The organism is Streptomyces venezuelae (assembly GCF_008642355.1).
In the GTDB taxonomy this organism is placed as follows: Bacteria; Actinomycetota; Actinomycetes; order Streptomycetales; family Streptomycetaceae; genus Streptomyces; species Streptomyces venezuelae_B.
Genome location: NZ_CP029193.1, coordinates 2,394,720 through 2,410,463, shown reverse-complemented (window position 1 = coordinate 2,410,463; position 15,744 = coordinate 2,394,720). Strand labels below are relative to the sequence as shown.

The 15,744-nt window shown below is 69.7% G+C and carries 15 protein-coding genes and 1 pseudogene; 10 read left to right on the top strand and 6 right to left on the bottom strand.

Features of this window, described 5'->3' with window-relative positions:
- Window positions 1-55 precede the first annotated feature (55 nt).
- Window positions 56-718, top strand: coding sequence for a pirin family protein (locus DEJ47_RS11135; RefSeq protein WP_161237229.1), 663 nt, complete (start codon window positions 56-58; stop codon window positions 716-718).
- Window positions 719-727: 9 nt separating this feature from the next.
- Here the strand turns inward: DEJ47_RS11135 and DEJ47_RS11130 are convergent, their stop codons facing one another.
- Together DEJ47_RS11130 and DEJ47_RS11125 are read right to left on the bottom strand one after the other, a co-directional pair.
- Window positions 728-1,549, bottom strand: coding sequence for a serine hydrolase domain-containing protein (locus DEJ47_RS11130; protein ID WP_150167357.1), 822 nt, complete (start codon window positions 1,547-1,549; stop codon window positions 728-730).
- Between the two features lie 44 nt (window positions 1,550-1,593).
- A pseudogene (locus tag DEJ47_RS11125) lies at window positions 1,594-1,929 on the bottom strand (GNAT family N-acetyltransferase); the annotation flags it as partial.
- A gap of 94 nt (window positions 1,930-2,023) precedes the next feature.
- On the opposite strand from DEJ47_RS11125, the gene DEJ47_RS11120 reads away from it, so the two are divergent.
- Both DEJ47_RS11120 and DEJ47_RS11115 read left to right on the top strand, forming a co-directional pair.
- Window positions 2,024-2,443 (top strand): MerR family transcriptional regulator, encoded by a 420-nt coding sequence (locus DEJ47_RS11120; protein ID WP_150167355.1) that lies wholly within the window; start codon window positions 2,024-2,026, stop codon window positions 2,441-2,443.
- A gap of 3 nt (window positions 2,444-2,446) precedes the next feature.
- The gene (locus tag DEJ47_RS11115) at window positions 2,447-3,463 is read left to right on the top strand and encodes an aldo/keto reductase (RefSeq protein ID WP_150167353.1); all 1,017 of its coding nucleotides are present in this window, start codon (window positions 2,447-2,449) and stop codon (window positions 3,461-3,463) included.
- Window positions 3,464-3,485: 22 nt separating this feature from the next.
- Here the strand turns inward: DEJ47_RS11115 and DEJ47_RS11110 are convergent, their stop codons facing one another.
- From DEJ47_RS11110 to DEJ47_RS11100, 3 genes are all read right to left on the bottom strand, one after another.
- On the bottom strand, window positions 3,486-4,370 hold the full coding sequence (locus DEJ47_RS11110) for a DUF4429 domain-containing protein (protein WP_190415365.1): 885 nt from the start codon (window positions 4,368-4,370) through the stop codon (window positions 3,486-3,488).
- 75 nt (window positions 4,371-4,445) lie between these two features.
- Window positions 4,446-5,657: an alpha/beta hydrolase gene (locus tag DEJ47_RS11105; protein ID WP_150167351.1), complete on the bottom strand. Its 1,212-nt coding sequence runs from the start codon at window positions 5,655-5,657 to the stop codon at window positions 4,446-4,448.
- A 106-nt stretch (window positions 5,658-5,763) separates the two neighbouring features.
- Window positions 5,764-6,417 carry a TetR/AcrR family transcriptional regulator gene (locus DEJ47_RS11100; RefSeq protein WP_223828306.1) on the bottom strand — a complete coding sequence of 218 codons (654 nt, stop codon included), beginning with the start codon at window positions 6,415-6,417 and terminating at the stop codon, window positions 5,764-5,766.
- 260 nt (window positions 6,418-6,677) lie between these two features.
- Between DEJ47_RS11100 and DEJ47_RS11095 the strand changes: the two genes are divergently transcribed.
- Together DEJ47_RS11095 and DEJ47_RS11090 are read left to right on the top strand one after the other, a co-directional pair.
- Window positions 6,678-8,165, top strand: coding sequence for an MFS transporter (locus tag DEJ47_RS11095; RefSeq protein WP_398334535.1), 1,488 nt, complete (start codon window positions 6,678-6,680; stop codon window positions 8,163-8,165).
- Between the two features lie 167 nt (window positions 8,166-8,332).
- A complete protein-coding gene (locus tag DEJ47_RS11090) occupies window positions 8,333-8,707 on the top strand; it encodes a peptidase inhibitor family I36 protein (protein WP_150167347.1) in 375 nt (124 codons plus the stop codon).
- 216 nt (window positions 8,708-8,923) lie between these two features.
- On the opposite strand, the gene aceE is transcribed toward DEJ47_RS11090, so the two are convergent.
- Complete coding sequence (gene aceE, locus DEJ47_RS11085; protein ID WP_150167345.1) at window positions 8,924-11,656, bottom strand: pyruvate dehydrogenase (acetyl-transferring), homodimeric type; 2,733 nt, start codon at window positions 11,654-11,656, stop codon at window positions 8,924-8,926.
- Between the two features lie 369 nt (window positions 11,657-12,025).
- Here aceE and DEJ47_RS11080 point away from each other — a divergent pair, with 369 nt between their 5' ends.
- The 5 genes from DEJ47_RS11080 (at window position 12,026) to DEJ47_RS11060 (ending at window position 15,697) form a co-directional block, all read left to right on the top strand.
- Window positions 12,026-12,457, top strand: coding sequence for a DUF3052 domain-containing protein (locus DEJ47_RS11080; RefSeq protein ID WP_150167343.1), 432 nt, complete (start codon window positions 12,026-12,028; stop codon window positions 12,455-12,457).
- Between the two features lie 162 nt (window positions 12,458-12,619).
- Window positions 12,620-13,087: a peroxiredoxin gene (locus DEJ47_RS11075; protein ID WP_150167341.1), complete on the top strand. Its 468-nt coding sequence runs from the start codon at window positions 12,620-12,622 to the stop codon at window positions 13,085-13,087.
- 113 nt (window positions 13,088-13,200) lie between these two features.
- Window positions 13,201-13,776 (top strand): TerD family protein, encoded by a 576-nt coding sequence (locus DEJ47_RS11070; protein WP_055545611.1) that lies wholly within the window; start codon window positions 13,201-13,203, stop codon window positions 13,774-13,776.
- Between the two features lie 135 nt (window positions 13,777-13,911).
- Window positions 13,912-14,487 (top strand): TerD family protein, encoded by a 576-nt coding sequence (locus tag DEJ47_RS11065; RefSeq protein WP_150167339.1) that lies wholly within the window; start codon window positions 13,912-13,914, stop codon window positions 14,485-14,487.
- 64 nt (window positions 14,488-14,551) lie between these two features.
- Complete coding sequence (locus DEJ47_RS11060) at window positions 14,552-15,697, top strand: DUF475 domain-containing protein (RefSeq protein WP_150167337.1); 1,146 nt, start codon at window positions 14,552-14,554, stop codon at window positions 15,695-15,697.
- Window positions 15,698-15,744 lie beyond the last annotated feature (47 nt).

Sequence of the window (15,744 nt, the reverse complement as noted above, 5' to 3'; positions counted from 1 at the left end):
TATCGGGGCGGGGACATGCGGTGCAGGGGCCAGGACCTGTCCTACCGTGGGGGGCGTGATTGACGTACGGCGCTCCGGCGACCGGTACCGCGGCGGGGAGACCGCGGCCGGCATCGAGTCCTGCCACGCCTTCTCCTTCGGCCCCCACTACGACCCCGACAACCTCCGCTTCGGCGCGGTCCTCGCCTGCAACGAAGAGCGTCTCGCGCCCGGCGCGGGCTTCGACGAGCATCCGCACAGCCACACGGAGATCGTGACGTGGGTCGTGGAGGGCGAGCTCACCCACCGCGATTCGCGGGGCCACGCGTCCCGGGTCCGCCCCGGCGACGTGCAGCACCTGTCGGCCGCGGGCGGTGTCCGCCACGTGGAACGCAACGACGGCCCGGACCCGCTGGTCTTCGTCCAGATGTGGCTGGCCCCGCTCGCCCCGGGCGGCGACCCGTCCTACGAGGTGGTGCGCGGGATCGCCGACTCGACGCCGTACGCGGTGCCGGACGCGGGGGCGCTGCTGCACGTGCGGCGGCTCGCGACGGGGGAGCGCCTCGCGGTGCCGGAGGCGCCGTTCGTGTACGTCCACGTGGTACGCGGCAGGCTGTCCCTCGCGGGCGACCTGCTGGGCCCGGGGGACTCCGCGCGGATCAGCGCGGAGCCGGACCTGGAAGGGGAGGCCCGGGGCGCGGCCGAGATACTGATCTGGGAGATGACGAGCGCCGCCTGACCCGATGCCCTAGTCGCGGAGGTCGGCGAGCACCGCGTCGGTGAACGGGGGCCACACCTCGGCGGCCCACGGCCCGAAGGGCCGGTCGGTGAGCGCGACGCAGGCCGCCTGCGCGTCGGGGTCGATCCACAGGAACGTACCCGCCTGCCCGAAGTGCCCGAAGGTCCGGGGCGAGGACGAACTCCCCGTCCAGTGGGGCGACTTGGAGTCCCGGATCTCGAAGCCGAGCCCCCAGTCGTTGGGGTTCTGGTGCCCGTACCCGGGAAGGACGCCCTTCAGCCCGGGGTACGTCACGGTCATCGCCGCCGCCACGGTCCGCGCGTCGAGGAGGCGGGGTGCCTGCACCTCCGCCGCGAACCGCACCAGGTCGTCGACCGTCGACACGCCGTCCTTGGCGGGCGAGAGGTCGCCCTCCAGCGTCGTGTACGTCATCCCCAGCGGCGTCAGGACCGCCTGCCGCAGGTACTCCGCGAAGGGGATGTCGGTCGCCTTGGCGATGTGGTCGCCGAGCACCTCGAACCCCGCGTTGGAGTACAGCCGCCGTGTCCCCGGCGCCGACGTCACCCGGTGCTCGTCGAACGCGAGGCCGCTGGTGTGCGCGAGCAGGTGCCGCACCGTCGACCCCTCGGGCCCCGCGGGCTCGTCGAGCTCGATCGCCCCCTCCTCGTACGCGACGAGTGCGGCGTACGCAGCGAGGGGCTTGGTGACCGAGGCGAGCGCGAACCGCCGGTCCGTGGGGCCGTGCGCCCCCACGACGGTGCCGTCCGCCCGGACGACGGCCGCTGCGGCGGTGGGAACGGGCCAGTTCTCGATCAACGCGAGGCTCTGCATGCCCCCGAGCCTAAGCGGCTCACAGGTTGAGCCGCATCGAGGGGTCGGGCTTGCGGACGAAGCCCAGCGACGCTGAAGACGGAGCCGGTCAGGCCGTGCGGGTTGCCCGCGCGCCCGATCCGGTGGTCGAGCGTGCCGACGGCCGGCGCGGCGAGCCCGCCGGGGCGCTCCGGATGATCGACGACGAACGCCGCGAAGTCCCCGTCGGGTTCGCCGAGCCGACGCCGTACGGTCGGCAGGGACTCGGCGTGCCAGCCCGTGTCCGACGCGGTGGCGCTTCCGGCCGCTGAGCGCCCCGCGAAGACGGAGTCGATCATCACCTGCCTCAGTCTGAGCAGTTCCTCGGCGTCTTCCGGCGTGGCACGGCGTACGGAATTCATGCCGGGACCGTAGTGACCAGGCGCGGAGGTGTCTTCCGGATTTCCACCAAATCCGCTTGCTTGGAGTGCACTCCAAGGTTCTAGCGTGTGGTTCATGACGGTGACGGAGACCAGGACCCAGGCGAAACCGGACGGGCAGGACCACTACACGATCAGTGAAGTCGTCGACCGGACCGGTCTCTCCGCCTACACCCTGCGGTGGTACGAGCGGATCGGCCTGATGCCGCACATCGACCGCTCCCACACGGGCCAGCGCCGCTACCGCAACCGCGACCTCGACTGGCTGGCGTTCGTCGGGAAGCTGCGCCTGACCGGGATGCCCGTGGCGGACATGGTCCGGTACGCGGAGCTGGTGCGCGAAGGGCAGCACACCTTCCCGCAGCGCCAGGAACTCCTGGAGCGGACCCGGCGCGACGTCCGCGCGCGGATCGCGGAGCTGCAGGACACCCTCGCCGTCCTCGACTACAAGATCGATCACTATGCGGGCGCCCGCAAGGCGTCGGAAAGGCCCTGACTGATGACGGACAAGGCAATAGCGAAGGTGCGGCTCGGCACGGGCGGCCCCGAGGTCGGCGTCCAGGGTCTCGGCTGCATGGGCATGAGCTTCGCCTACGGCCCCACGGACACCGACCAGGCCCGCGCCACCCTGGACCGCGCCCTGGAGCTCGGCGTCACCCTCTACGACACCGCCGACGTCTACGGCATGGGCGAGAACGAGAAGTTCCTCGCCCCCTTCGTCAAGGCACACCGCGACGAGATCGTCCTCGCCACGAAGTTCGCCCTGGCCATCGACCCGGCGGAGCCGACGAAGCGGCGCATCGACAACAGCCCCGCGTACATCCGCGCCAGCGTCGACGCGAGCCTGCGCCGCCTCGGCACGGACGTCATCGACCTCTACTACATGCACCGCCGCGACCCGGACGTGCCGATCGAGGAGACCGCCGGCGTGCTCGCGGAGCTCGTCGCCGCGGGCAAGGTCAAGCACATCGGCCTGAGCGAGGTCACCGGCCCCGAACTGCGCGCCGCGCACGCCGTCCACCCCGTCGCCGCCGTGCAGTCGGAGTGGTCGCTGTTCAGCCGCGACATCGAGCGCGGCGTGGTCCCGGCGGCGGCCGACCTCGGGGTGGCCCTCGTGCCGTACTCCCCACTCGGCCGCGGCTTCCTCACCGGCGCGTTCGTCAGCGCCGACAAGGAGCTCGGCGAGGACGACTTCCGGCGCCGTCAGCCCCGCTTCACCGGCGACAACGCCACCGCCAACGCGGCCCTCCTCGCCCCCGTCCGCTCCGTCGCCGAGGCGCACGGAGCCAGCCTCGGCCAGGTCGCGCTCGCCTGGGTCCAGCAGCAGGCGGACATCCACGGCCTGCCCGTCGTCCCGATCCCCGGCACCCGCAAGGCCACCCGGGTCGAGGAGAACACCGCGGCCACCCGCATCACCCTCACCGAGAACGACCTCGCCGCCCTCGAACCGATCGCCGCGGGCGTCGCGGGCGACCGCTACGCCGACATGTCCTTCACGTCGGCGGGACGGGAGTAGCGGCAGCGGAACGGCACGGGGCTCACAGCTCGGCGAGCAGCTCGGTCTTCTTCACCGTGAACTCGTCGTCCGTGAGCAGACCGGCCCGGTGCAGCTCGCCCAGGTGCCGGATGCGCTCCGCGATGTCCGCCGGATCGCGCCGCACGGCGGGCGTCACGGCGGCGGCGACGGCGCCCAGGCCGTCGGAGTTCGGCGCCGGGCCCGACGCCCGCACCGCGGCGAGGACCGACGCGGCGAACGGCAGTGACTCGTGGACCGGGCCGTAGCCGAGGCCGAAGACGACGGCCGCCGGGTCCTGGTCGGCCTGTGCGGGCTGCGCCACCGGCGTCTCGCGGCGCAGCAGCCGCAGATGGCCCTCGAACACCTCGGGCGAGCGCCACTCGATGCCGCTCAGGTCGGTGACCGGGAAACTCTGGTCACCGGCCTTCCACTTCGCCGAGGACGCGCCCGTCCAGAACCAGCGGAACGACACCAGCTTCCCGTCGAAGGACGCCTTGCCGTCGTACGCCTTGAACTGCAGCGGCGCCTCGGGCGGCGCCACCAGGAAGCGGTCCGGGCTCTCGCCGTCGTCCGGCGGGAGCTGCGCCCGCAGCTCGTCCGCGTAGTACTCGGCGAGCGTCTCCCGCTCCGCGGGCAGCACCAGGCGGTACGGGTCGCAGTTCTCCTTGAGCTGCCCCGCCGCGGCCTCCATCAGAGGATCGGCGCCCGGTCTCGGCACGGCATGCAGGACCACGGTCCCGCGCTTGCCGGAGGAGAGCGTCACCGCCGAGATCGCCTCATGGGGGATGCGCCGTTCGCCGAGCGCCTGGAACAGCTTCGGCGTGCGGATTCCCCGTTCGAAGCGGATGAGCACGGAGTCGGACTCGAACTCCCAGGCGGCATGAAATCCGGCCAGAACATCACCCATGCGGCTCATCGTAGGCGGCACGCGCTCCTCCGTCCCTCCCGCGGCGGGCCGCTGTTTCATCGATTTCTACGCGCGTCAGGCCGCTGCCCCACCGGAAATGTTCTTCCGGCAGGCACCGTCCCCGCTCGCGCACCGCACCGCGTGGTACGAACCAGTCCCGATTTCGGCGAAGTTCCGCAGGCTCTCCGTGCCCGGCTCGAAATAGCCGGTGTGCCCCCGCGCGCCCGCCGCGGAGAACACGCGCGCCCCGAAGCCCTCGGCCACCGGGTCGGCGCCGTGGCCGAGCCCGCCGAATTCCATGTTCGGGACATCCTGGATCCAGTCGTCGCCGTCCCGGGTCGCCCAGACCCGGGCGCCCGTGCCCAGCTGGGAGGCCGAGTCGGCCCGCATGCCGGGGCTTCCCGCCACCGCGATGTCCGTGACCCGCGGGGGCAGGTTCCGCGCGGCCACACCGCACACCACGGAGCCGTAGCTGTGGCAGTACAGCGCGACCGGCGTACGGCCGGGCAGGCCGCGCACCAGCGCTTCGAGGCGGGTGGCCCCGTCCTCGGCGCGCATGGCGGTGGCCGCGTCCACGCCGATGCCGACGGGCGCGGTGTAGTCGGCCCAGGCGATCACGGCGGTACGCGCGCGTGGGCTGACCGCGCGCTCCGCGCGGTAGAGCGACTTCGCCATGCCCACCGGTGCCGAGTACTTGCGGAACGTCCGCTCGAAGGTCAGCACGTTGGTGTCGACGCCGGGCACGACGACGGAGACGCGGCGGGCCTTGTCCAGGTCTCCGAAGACCTCCGCCATGCGTCCGGAGCCCATCGGGTCGAAGGCGAGGACCTGGCGCCCCGGGCGCATCATCACGCCGAACCGCTTCATCCTGCGCTCGGCCTCCTGCTGCCCCAGCGGGGAGAGGCGCTTGTCGTGCATCCGTTCACGCTCGACCTTGCGGGCCTGCCCCAGCGCGATGCGGTTCGCCCGGTAGCGGAGCGTGGCGGGCGCGCCGTTCATGTTGCCGACCGCGAGCGGGTAGCGGCCGGCGAGCCGGTGGCGCTGGTGCCCGTCGAGGGAGGCGAAGAATCGGGCGAGCCGGCCCGCGGGGGCATCGGCGTCGGGCAGCGCGCGCCCGTCGATGCTTCCCCGCTCCCAGGCGGAGAGCGCGGCTTGCAGGGGCGACGCGTTGTCCTTGTTGTGGCGCACGGCGGTCCAGCCGGTGGTCGCCAGCATGACGAACACGACGGCCAGCGCGAGCAGAGCGCGCCATGCGTTGAGTTGAGGGGAGGAGTCGAAGGAAGTCACTACGGAACACCCTAGGAGAACCGTGATGTTTACCGTGCATCGCGTGGTGCAGATCACGTTTCTGAAGGGTGAATCGAGGCATAGCGGGCGCATGTGCCGCGAGGGGTCACGCTCTGTGTGTGCCGCGCCAGCCCTCCGCCAACGCGGGCCCCAGGTGGTCGAGATACGTCTCCGTCAGCGCGCGGATCGACTCGGGGCTCGTGTCCTGGCCCGCGCCCCACTGGCGTCCCGTGATCCGCATGACCCCGCTGAACGCGGCCACCGCCACGCGCGGCCGCGGGTCGGTCTCCAGGTCGAGCCCCTCGCGCTCGGCGATCACGCGGGCGACCTCGTCCTCGGTCTCGATGGAGCGGCGCAGGTGGACGGCGAGCAGCGCGGGCGTCGACTCGATCATCTGGTAGGTGCGCATGTGGAGTTCGACGGGGACGACCTCCTCGATGGACTGCCCCATCGCCTCCCAGGTGCCGAGGACGGCGCCGCGCAGCGCTTCCAGCGGGGCCTCGTGGGCGGGGCGGTCGCGCACGGCCTGGACGAAGCGCGCCTCGATCATCTCCTGGACGGCGAAGGCGGCTTCCTGCTTGTTGGCGAAGTAGCGGAAGAAGGTGCGCTGCGAGACGTCGACGGCCTCGACGATCTCGTCGACGGTCGTCTCCTCGTACCCCTTGGTCGTGAAGAGTTCGAGAGCCACGCGCAGGAGGGTGTCGCGGGTGCGCTGCTTCTTGAGCTCGCGCAGTCCTGTCGCCGGCTGGGTCGTCTTCACACCGTGGCCCTCTTCCTCGCGCACCGCTCGCGTTCTTCGTCGCGTTTTCCCAGTTCACCATACCTGTGAGCGATGTGACAGTGACCGGCATGCGAAATGGTTTGTCAACTGTCAGCCGCTGTCACTAGCCTCCCGGTATGACTAGTCAGATCACCGTCGACAAGGCGGACAAGGCGCCGGAACCGGCATCCGGTCCGGCCCCGGCCAAGGGGCTCCGTGGCCACCCCTGGCTGACGCTGTTCGCCGTGGCGATCGGCGTGATGATGGTCGCCCTCGACGGCACCATCGTGGCGATAGCCAACCCGGCCATCCAGAAGGACCTCGGCGCCACCTTCGCGGACGTCCAGTGGATCACCAACGGCTACTTCCTCGCGCTCGCCGTCGCGCTGATCACCGCGGGCAAGCTGGGCGACCGCTTCGGCCACCGGCAGACCTTCCTCATCGGCGTGGTCGGCTTCGCCGCCGCCTCCGGAGCCATCGGCCTCTCCGACAGCATCGCGTTCGTGGTCACCTTCCGCGTGCTCCAGGGACTCTTCGGAGCCCTGCTGATGCCCGCCGCGCTCGGCCTCCTCAGGGCGACGTTCCCGGCCGAGAAGCTCAACATGGCCATCGGCATCTGGGGCATGGTCATCGGTGCCTCCACGGCCGGCGGCCCGATCCTCGGCGGCCTCCTGGTCCAGCACGTCAGCTGGCAGTCCGTCTTCTTCATCAACGTGCCCGTCGGCGTCATCGCCCTGGTGCTCGGCATCGTCATCCTCAAGGACCACCGCGCGGAGAACGCGCCGAAGTCCTTCGACGTCGTCGGCATCGCGCTGCTCTCGGCGGCCATGTTCTGCCTGGTCTGGGCGCTCATCAAGGCCCCGGAGTGGGGCTGGGGCGCGGGCCTGACCTGGACCTTCATCGGCGCCTCCGTGGTGAGCTTCGCGCTCTTCGCGGTCTGGGAGTCGAAGGTCGAGGAGCCGCTCGTCCCGCTGGCCCTGTTCCGCTCGGTGCCGCTCTCCGCCGGCGTGGTCCTGATGGTGCTCATGGCCATCGCGTTCATGGGCGGACTGTTCTTCGTCACCTTCTACCTGCAGAACGTGCACGGGATGAGCCCCGTCGACAGCGGCCTGCACCTGCTGCCGCTCACCGGCATGATGATCATCGGCTCGCCGCTGGCGGGCGCCATGATCACCAAGATGGGTCCGCGCATCCCGCTGGCGGGAGGCATGCTCTGCACCGCCATCGCCATGTACGGCATGTCCACGCTGGAGGCCGGCACCGGCAGCGGCCTCATGTCGGTCTGGTTCGCCCTCCTCGGCCTCGGCCTCGCCCCCGTCATGGTCGGCGCCACCGAGGTCATCGTCGGCAACGCGCCGATGGAGCTCTCCGGCGTCGCGGGCGGCCTCCAGCAGGCCGCCATGCAGATCGGCGGCAGTCTCGGCACGGCCGTCCTCGGCGCCGTCATGGCCTCGAAGGTCGACAGCGACCTGCCCGAGAACTGGGCCGACGCGAAGCTCCCGCCGCTCAGCGAGGCCCAGCTCGACCAGGCGGCGGAGGCCGTCCAGGTCGGCGTGGCACCGGTGCCGCCCAAGGCGCCGCCGTCCGTCGCCGACCAGATCACCACCGTCGCGCACGACACGTTCATGTCGGGCATGGGCATGGCCTGCCTGGTCGCCACCGGCGTCGCCGTGGTCGCGGTCTTCGTCGCGTTCCTGACCAAGCGCGGCGACAACGCGGAGGCGGGCGCGGGCGTCGGTCACATCTGAGCCCCCCCCCGGGGATCAGGGAAAGCCCCTCAGGGACATCCTGGGGGGCTTTCGCCTATCAGGATGAGCGGCGTCCGTACCCCTTCCGGCGCGCCGACAAGCGGGTCCACAGTGCGGTCAGAAGAACCGAGCAATCAGAAGATCCGCAGCACACGGGGGTTCGACACATGCGTACGACCATGCCCGCGGCCGTCACGGCAGCCGCACTCGCCGCCGTCATCCTCACACCCGCCCACGCCGGAGCCGCCGCCCCGCCGACGCTGCGCGCCTGCGGCCCCGGAGAGCTCTGTCTCTGGCAGAAGGCGCAGTTCAAGGGCGCACGCCAGGTGTACGAGCTGTCGGACATCGACATCGAGAGCTGCACCGCGCTGCCGGAGGGGGGCAGCGCGCAGGCCCTCGCCAACCGCACCGGACGACCCGTCACCACGTACCAGTCGGCGGAGTGCGCGGAGACCGGCGAGTTCGACACGTACCCCGGCGGCGGCACCTGGGCACCCGAATCGCCGTACCGCATCCGGGCCTTCAAGGTCTGGGAGAGCTGAAGGCGGGTACCCGGAGGGTGGCGGGCCCCGGACGCACCAGGCGCAAGCTCCCCGGCTCACGCGGCCGTACGGGGTCGCGGAGTCGGCCGGATCGCGCGACGCAGGACGAGTCCTGACGGGCCCGCGGGTGACATGGGAAGAAAGCCGGAGGGCGACGGGATCCCATCCCGTCGCCCTCCGGCTTCCGTATGTGCCCTGCCGGGCGTGCCGCAACGGCTACGCGTCGCCGCCCGCCGCACCCGGGTCGGCCGCCGCGACGTCGAGGAGCTGGTAGCGGTCGACCGCCTGCTTCAGGACGGAGCGGTCCACCTTGCCCTCGCGCGCCAGCTCGGTCAGCACGCCCACCACGATCGACTGCGCGTCGATGTGGAAGTAACGGCGGGCCGCACCACGCGTGTCCGCGAAGCCGAAGCCGTCCGCGCCGAGCGACTGGTACGTACCGGGAACCCAGCGGGAGATCTGGTCCGGAACGCTCCGCATCCAGTCCGAGACGGCCACGAACGGCCCTTCGGCGCCGGACAGCTTCCGCGTCACGTACGGCACGCGCTGCTCCTCCTCCGGGTGCAGGAGGTTGTGGCGCTCCACGTCCACCGCCTCGCGGCGCAGCTCGTTCCAGGAGGTCGCCGACCAGACGTCCGCCTTGACGTTCCACTCCGAGGCCAGGATCTGCTGCGCCTCGACCGCCCACGGCACCGCGACACCGGACGCGAGGATCTGCGCCGGGATGGCGCCCTGCTCGCCCGCCTTGAAGCGGTAGATGCCCTTGAGGATGCCGTCGACGTCCACGTCGGCGGGCTCGGCCGGGTGCTGGATCGGCTCGTTGTAGACGGTGAGGTAGTAGAAGACGTCCTCACTGTCGGGGCCGTACATCCGGCGCAGGCCGTCCTTGACGATGTGCGCGATCTCGTAGCCGAACGCCGGGTCGTAGGCGACGCAGCCCGGGTTCGTGGAGGCCAGCAGCTGCGAGTGGCCGTCCGCGTGCTGCAGCCCCTCACCGGTCAGCGTCGTGCGTCCCGCGGTCGCGCCGAGGACGAAACCGCGCGCGAGCTGGTCGGCCATCTGCCAGAACTGGTCGCCGGTGCGCTGGAAGCCGAACATCGAGTAGAAGACGTAGACGGGGATCAGCGGCTCGCCGTGCGTCGCGTAGGCCGAACCGGCGGCGATCAGGGACGCCGTGCAGCCCGCCTCCGAGATGCCGTCGTGCAGCATCTGGCCCGTCGGCGACTCCTTGTACGCGAGGAGGAGCTCGCGGTCCACCGCCTCGTACTGCTGGCCGAGCGGGTTGTAGATCTTCGCGCTCGGGAAGAACGCGTCCATGCCGAAGGTGCGGTACTCGTCGGGGGCGATCAGCACGAAGCGCTTGCCGATCTCCTTGTCCCGCATGAGGTCCTTCAGGATGCGGACGAACGCCATGGTGGTGGCGATCGACTGCTGGCCCGAGCCCTTCTTCGCGGCCGCGTACGCCTTGTCCTCCGGGAGCTGGAGGGGCTTGGAGCGCACGACGCGGGTCGGGACGTAACCGCCCAGGCCCTTGCGGCGGTCGTGCATGTACTGGATCTCTTCGGAGTCGCGGCCCGGGTGGTAGTACGGCGGGGCGCCGCCCTCCAGCTGCTTGTCCGTGATCGGGATGTGCAGCCGGTCGCGGAAACCCTTGAGGTCGTCGACCGTGAGCTTCTTCATCTGGTGCGTGGCGTTGCGGCCCTCGAAGTTCGGGCCGAGGGTCCAGCCCTTGACCGTCTGCGCGAGGATCACCGTCGGCTGGCCCTTGTGGGCCTTCGCCGCCGCGTACGCCGCGTAGACCTTCTTGTGGTCGTGACCGCCGCGGCCCAGGTGCAGGATCTGCTCGTCGGTCATGTTCTCGACCATGGCGCGCAGCCGGTGGTCGTCGCCGAAGAAGTGCTCGCGGATGTACGCGCCGGTCTCGGTCGCGTACGTCTGGAACTGGCCGTCGGGCGTGGTGTTGAGCCGGTTGACCAGGACGCCGTCGCGGTCCTGCGCGAGCAGCGGGTCCCAGCTGCGGTCCCAGACCAGCTTGATGACGTTCCAGCCGGCGCCGCGGAACTGCGACTCCAGCTCCTGGATGATCTTGCCGTTGCCGCGCACCGGACCGTCGAGGCGCTGCAGGTTGCAGTTGACGACGAAGGTCAGGTTGTCCAGGCCCTCGCGGGCGGCGATGGAGAGCTGGCCGAGCGACTCGGGCTCGTCCATCTCGCCGTCGCCGAGGTAGGCCCACACGTGCGACTTGGAGGTGTCGGCGATGCCGCGCGCCTCCATGTAGCGGTTCATGCGGGCCTGGAAGATCGCGCCGAGCGGGCCGAGGCCCATCGAGACGGTCGGGAACTCCCAGAAGTCCGGCATGAGGCGCGGGTGGGGATAGGACGAGAGACCGTTGGGGGCCTTCGACTTCTCCTGGCGGAACGCGTCGAGCTGCTCCTCCGAGAGCCGGTCGAGGAGGAAGGCGCGGGCGTAGATGCCGGGGGACGCGTGCCCCTGGAAGAAGATCTGGTCGCCGCCGTCGCCCTCGTCCTTGCCGCGGAAGAAGTGGTTGAAGCCCACGTCGTAGAGCGAGGCGGAGGAGGCGAAGGTGGCGATGTGGCCGCCGACGCCGATGCCGGGGCGCTGGGCGCGCGAGACCATCACCGCGGCGTTCCAGCGGGTGGCGTTCAGGACCTTGCGTTCGATTTCCTCGTTGCCGGGGAAGAACGGCTCGTCCTTGGTGGCGATCGTGTTGACGTAGTCCGTACTGCGCATCTCCGGCACGGCGACGCGCTTCTCCCGCGCGCGCTCGATCAGCCGGAGCATCAGGTACCTGGCCCGCTCACGGCCGCGTTCGTCGACCGCGGCATCGAGGGAGTCGAGCCACTCCTGGGTCTCTTCGGGATCGAAGTCCGGGACCTGACTCGGCAGGCCGCCAATGATGATCGGGTTGCGATCGGATCCGGAAGCCACGCTGTTCCTTCGCTGTTGGGGCTCTCGCCTGGGTCATGCCTGGCCTTGCACCGCTCCCCATCGTGTACCTCGCGGACGCAAACGTCATGTCTACCGAGAGGTAACCGAGACGCCCGGTCGGCCGTCCCTGGGGTAGGCTCGGCCCAAATCGCAACGATACGCCCATCCTGCCTAACCGCTTCGCAGAGCCGTTCGGTCTCGTACGGATGTGGCGACAGTTGCGGCGACACGGTCGGGAACGTCACCGTTTCGGCGGTCTCGGCGGCCGGGTACTTGCGCGATCGGTCCCGCCCGTGTGGACTACGGCCAACGCCCCGCGCACGCGCGTGGCTGACAGGCATTCCCAAAAACATGATCAGGAGGCAATCCGTGAGCGCGACCGCGGACCACGCGGAGACGAACCTGGCCGTAAGGCTTGGTTTCCAGCCCGACCAGGTGGTCCAGGAGATCGGCTACGACGACGACGTCGACCAGGAGCTCCGCGAGGCCATCGAGCAGGCCACAGGCACTGAGCTCGTCGACGAGGAGTACGACGACGTGGCCGACGCCGTGGTGCTCTGGTTCCGTGAGGACGACGGGGACCTGACTGATGCGCTGGTGGATGCCATCGCGTACATGGAGGAGGGCGGCTCGATCCTGCTGCTGACTCCGAAGACCGGTCGTGACGGTTACGTCGAGCCGAGCGAGATCGGCGAGGCGGCCACCACCGCGGGTCTGTCGGCGACCAAGAGCGTCAACGCCGGCAAGGACTGGAGCGGCAGCCGTCTCCTCACGCCGAAGGGCGCCGCCAAGAAGCGATAGCGCTCCGCCGGAACGAGTGCTGGTGAGGCTCCTCGCCGACCTGCTGGTCGGCGGGGAGCCTCGCGCATGCGTGGGGTACGGGCCGCGGGGAACGCGCGGACGTAGGGTGGGGTCACCCGAACAGCCCCATTCGAATGGGCCCCGTCGAAGGGATGCGTACACATGGCGCTCGATGGAATCGCGGCCGGCACCAAGGCCCCGGATTTCGAGCTGAAGGACAACCACGGCCGGACCGTGCGGCTGTCCGACTTCCGCGGTGAGAAGAACGTGGTGCTGCTGTTCTACCCGTTCGCCTTCACCGGCGTGTGCACCGGGGAGCTCTGCGCGCTCCGCGACGAGCTCCCGAAGTTCGTCAACGACGACACCCAGCTGCTCGCCGTCTCCAACGACTCCATCCACACGCTGCGCGTCTTCGCCGAGCAGGAGGGCCTGGAGTACCCGCTGGTCTCCGACTTCTGGCCGCACGGCGAGGTCTCGCGGGCGTACGGCGTCTTCGACGAGGAGAAGGGCTGCGCGGTGCGCGGCACCTTCATCATCGACAAGGAGGGCGTGGTGCGCTGGACCGTCGTCAACGACCTGCCCGACGCGCGTGACCTGAACGAGTACGTCGAGGCGCTCGAAACGCTCTGAGCAAGCCCTGTTTTCGCTCGCGGCCGGGAACCGGTCACTAGGATCCACACGTTGATCCGATGGCAACGCAACGCTTGGGGCTCCCCGCCCCTGGACACCAATTGGGAGGACTCGTGGGAGTCAGCCTCAGCAAGGGCGGCAACGTATCGCTGAGCAAGGAGGCGCCGGGCCTGACCGCGGTTCTGGTCGGCCTCGGCTGGGACGTCCGCACCACCACCGGTACGGACTTCGACCTCGACGCAAGCGCGATCCTGACGAACGCGGAGGGCAAGGTCAGCAGTGACCAGAACTTCGTCTTCTTCAACAACCTGAAGAGCCCCGACGGCTCCGTCGAGCACACCGGTGACAACACGACCGGTGAGGGCGAGGGCGACGACGAGGCGATCAAGGTCGACCTGGCCGCGGTCCCCGCCGACGTCGAGAAGATCGTCTTCCCGGTCTCGATCTACGACGCGGAGAACCGCCAGCAGTCGTTCGGCCAGGTGCGCAACGCGTTCATCCGCGTCGTGAACCAGGCGGGCGGCGCGGAGATCGCGCGGTACGACCTCTCCGAGGACGCCTCGACGGAGACCGCCATGGTCTTCGGCGAGCTGTACCGCCACGGCGCCGAGTGGAAGTTCCGCGCGGTCGGCCAGGGCTACGCCTCGGGTCTGCGCGGCATCGCGCAGGACTTCGGCGTCAACGTCTGAGCCGAGCACGCCCCAGCGCTCTCCGTCCGGCGCCGCACAGTTTCGAGGTGCGGCGCCGGACGTGCTCACGCTCACCACCCCGCGCGCGGTCACCGCTGTCCGGGGGTTTCCGTTCACCACGGGGAGGACTTCACCATGGGCGTCACGCTCGCCAAGGGAGGCAATGTCTCCCTCTCCAAGGCCGCACCGAACCTCACCCAGATCCTCGTCGGCCTGGGCTGGGACGCGCGCTCCACCACCGGCGCCCCCTTCGACCTCGACGCCAGCGCGCTGCTGTGCAACGCGGGCCGGGTCCTCGGCGACGAGTGGTTCGTCTTCTACAACAACCTGAAGAGCCCCGACGGCTCCGTCGAGCACACCGGCGACAACCTCACGGGCGAGGGTGACGGCGACGACGAGTCGCTCCTGATCGACCTCTCCAAGGTCCCGGAGAACTGCGACAAGATCATCTTCCCGGTCTCGATCCATGACGCGGACAACAGGGGCCAGACGTTCGGCCAGGTCAGCAACGCGTTCATCCGCGTCGTGAACCAGGCGGACGGCCAGGAACTCGCCCGTTACGACCTCAGTGAGGACGCCTCCTCGGAGACGGCGATGATCTTCGGCGAGGTGTACCGGTACGGGGGAGAGTGGAAGTTCCGTGCAGTCGGGCAGGGGTACGCGTCGGGTCTGCGCGGTATCGCTCTAGACTTCGGGGTCAACGTTTCGTAAAGCAGGGGACCGGCGCGGGGGAGACCGCTACACGGGAGCCCGTACACACACGATTGGGTAGCCAGTGCTTCTGAAAACCTTCGGCTGGTCGTTCGCGGTCACCGCGCTCGGCCTGGTCGCCGCGGTGTTCTACGGGGGGTGGACAGGCTTCGGCGTCGTGGCGATCCTGTCCGTCCTCGAGATCTCGCTGTCCTTCGACAACGCGGTGGTCAACGCCGGAATCCTGAAGAAGATGAATGCCTTCTGGCAGAAGATCTTCCTCACCATCGGTGTGCTGATCGCGGTCTTCGGCATGCGGCTGGTCTTCCCCGTCGTCATCGTGGCCGTCAGCGCCAAGATCGGCCCGATCGAGGCCGTCCGTCTCGCGCTCAACGACAAGGACCAGTACCAGCAGCTGGTCACCGACGCGCACCCGTCGATCGCCGCCTTCGGTGGCATGTTCCTGCTGATGATCTTCCTCGACTTCATCTTCGAGGACCGGGACATCAAGTGGCTGGGCTGGCTGGAGCGTCCGCTCGCCAAGCTCGGCAAGGTCGACATGCTGTCGGTCTGCATCGCGCTCGTCGTGCTCCTGATCTCCGCCATGACCGTCGCCACCCACGCCCACCAGCACGGCGGCGTGCATGTGGACAAGGCGCAGACCGTCCTCATCTCGGGTGTCGCGGGTCTGATCACGTATCTCGTGGTCGGCGGCCTCTCCAGTTACTTCGAGAACAAGCTCGAGGAAGAGGAGGAGCGCGAGCACGAGCAGGAGGAAGCCGCCGCGAAGTCGGGCAAGAAGGTTCCTGCCGTCGTCCTGGCCGGCAAGGCCGCGTTCTTCATGTTCCTCTACCTCGAGGTCCTGGACGCGTCGTTCTCCTTCGACGGTGTCATCGGCGCCTTCGCCGTCACCAACGACATCGTGCTGATGGCTCTCGGCCTCGGTATCGGCGCCATGTACGTCCGGTCCCTCACGGTCTACCTGGTCCGCCAGGGCACCCTGGACGACTACGTGTACCTGGAGCACGGCGCGCACTACGCGATCGGCGCCCTCGCCGTGATCCTCCTGGTCACGATCCAGTACGAGATCCACGAGGTCATCACCGGTTCCGTCGGCGTCATCCTGATCGCCTGGTCCTTCATCTCGTCGGTGATCAGGAACAAGCGGATCGCGGCGGCCGAGGGGCAAGGGAGCTCCGGAGACAAGGCGGAGGTCTCCTCGGGCGTCTGAGACTGACCGATTCCCTCACCGCGCTGTCCGATTCCGGTTCCCGGAGT

Bases quoted from the DNA above. Each gene is read 5' to 3' on its own strand.
- DEJ47_RS11115 (WP_150167353.1), top strand. From the start codon at position 2,447: ATGACGGACAAGGCAATAGCGAAGGTGCGGCTCGGCACGGGCGGCCCC.
- DEJ47_RS11130 (WP_150167357.1), bottom strand. From the start codon at position 1,549: ATGCAGAGCCTCGCGTTGATCGAGAACTGGCCCGTTCCCACCGCCGCA.
- DEJ47_RS11110 (WP_190415365.1), bottom strand. From the start codon at position 4,370: ATGGGTGATGTTCTGGCCGGATTTCATGCCGCCTGGGAGTTCGAGTCC.
- DEJ47_RS11090 (WP_150167347.1), top strand. From the start codon at position 8,333: ATGCGTACGACCATGCCCGCGGCCGTCACGGCAGCCGCACTCGCCGCC.
- DEJ47_RS11065 (WP_150167339.1), top strand. From the start codon at position 13,912: ATGGGCGTCACGCTCGCCAAGGGAGGCAATGTCTCCCTCTCCAAGGCC.
- DEJ47_RS11075 (WP_150167341.1), top strand. From the start codon at position 12,620: ATGGCGCTCGATGGAATCGCGGCCGGCACCAAGGCCCCGGATTTCGAG.
- DEJ47_RS11095 (WP_398334535.1), top strand. From the start codon at position 6,678: ATGATGGTCGCCCTCGACGGCACCATCGTGGCGATAGCCAACCCGGCC.
- DEJ47_RS11120 (WP_150167355.1), top strand. From the start codon at position 2,024: ATGACGGTGACGGAGACCAGGACCCAGGCGAAACCGGACGGGCAGGAC.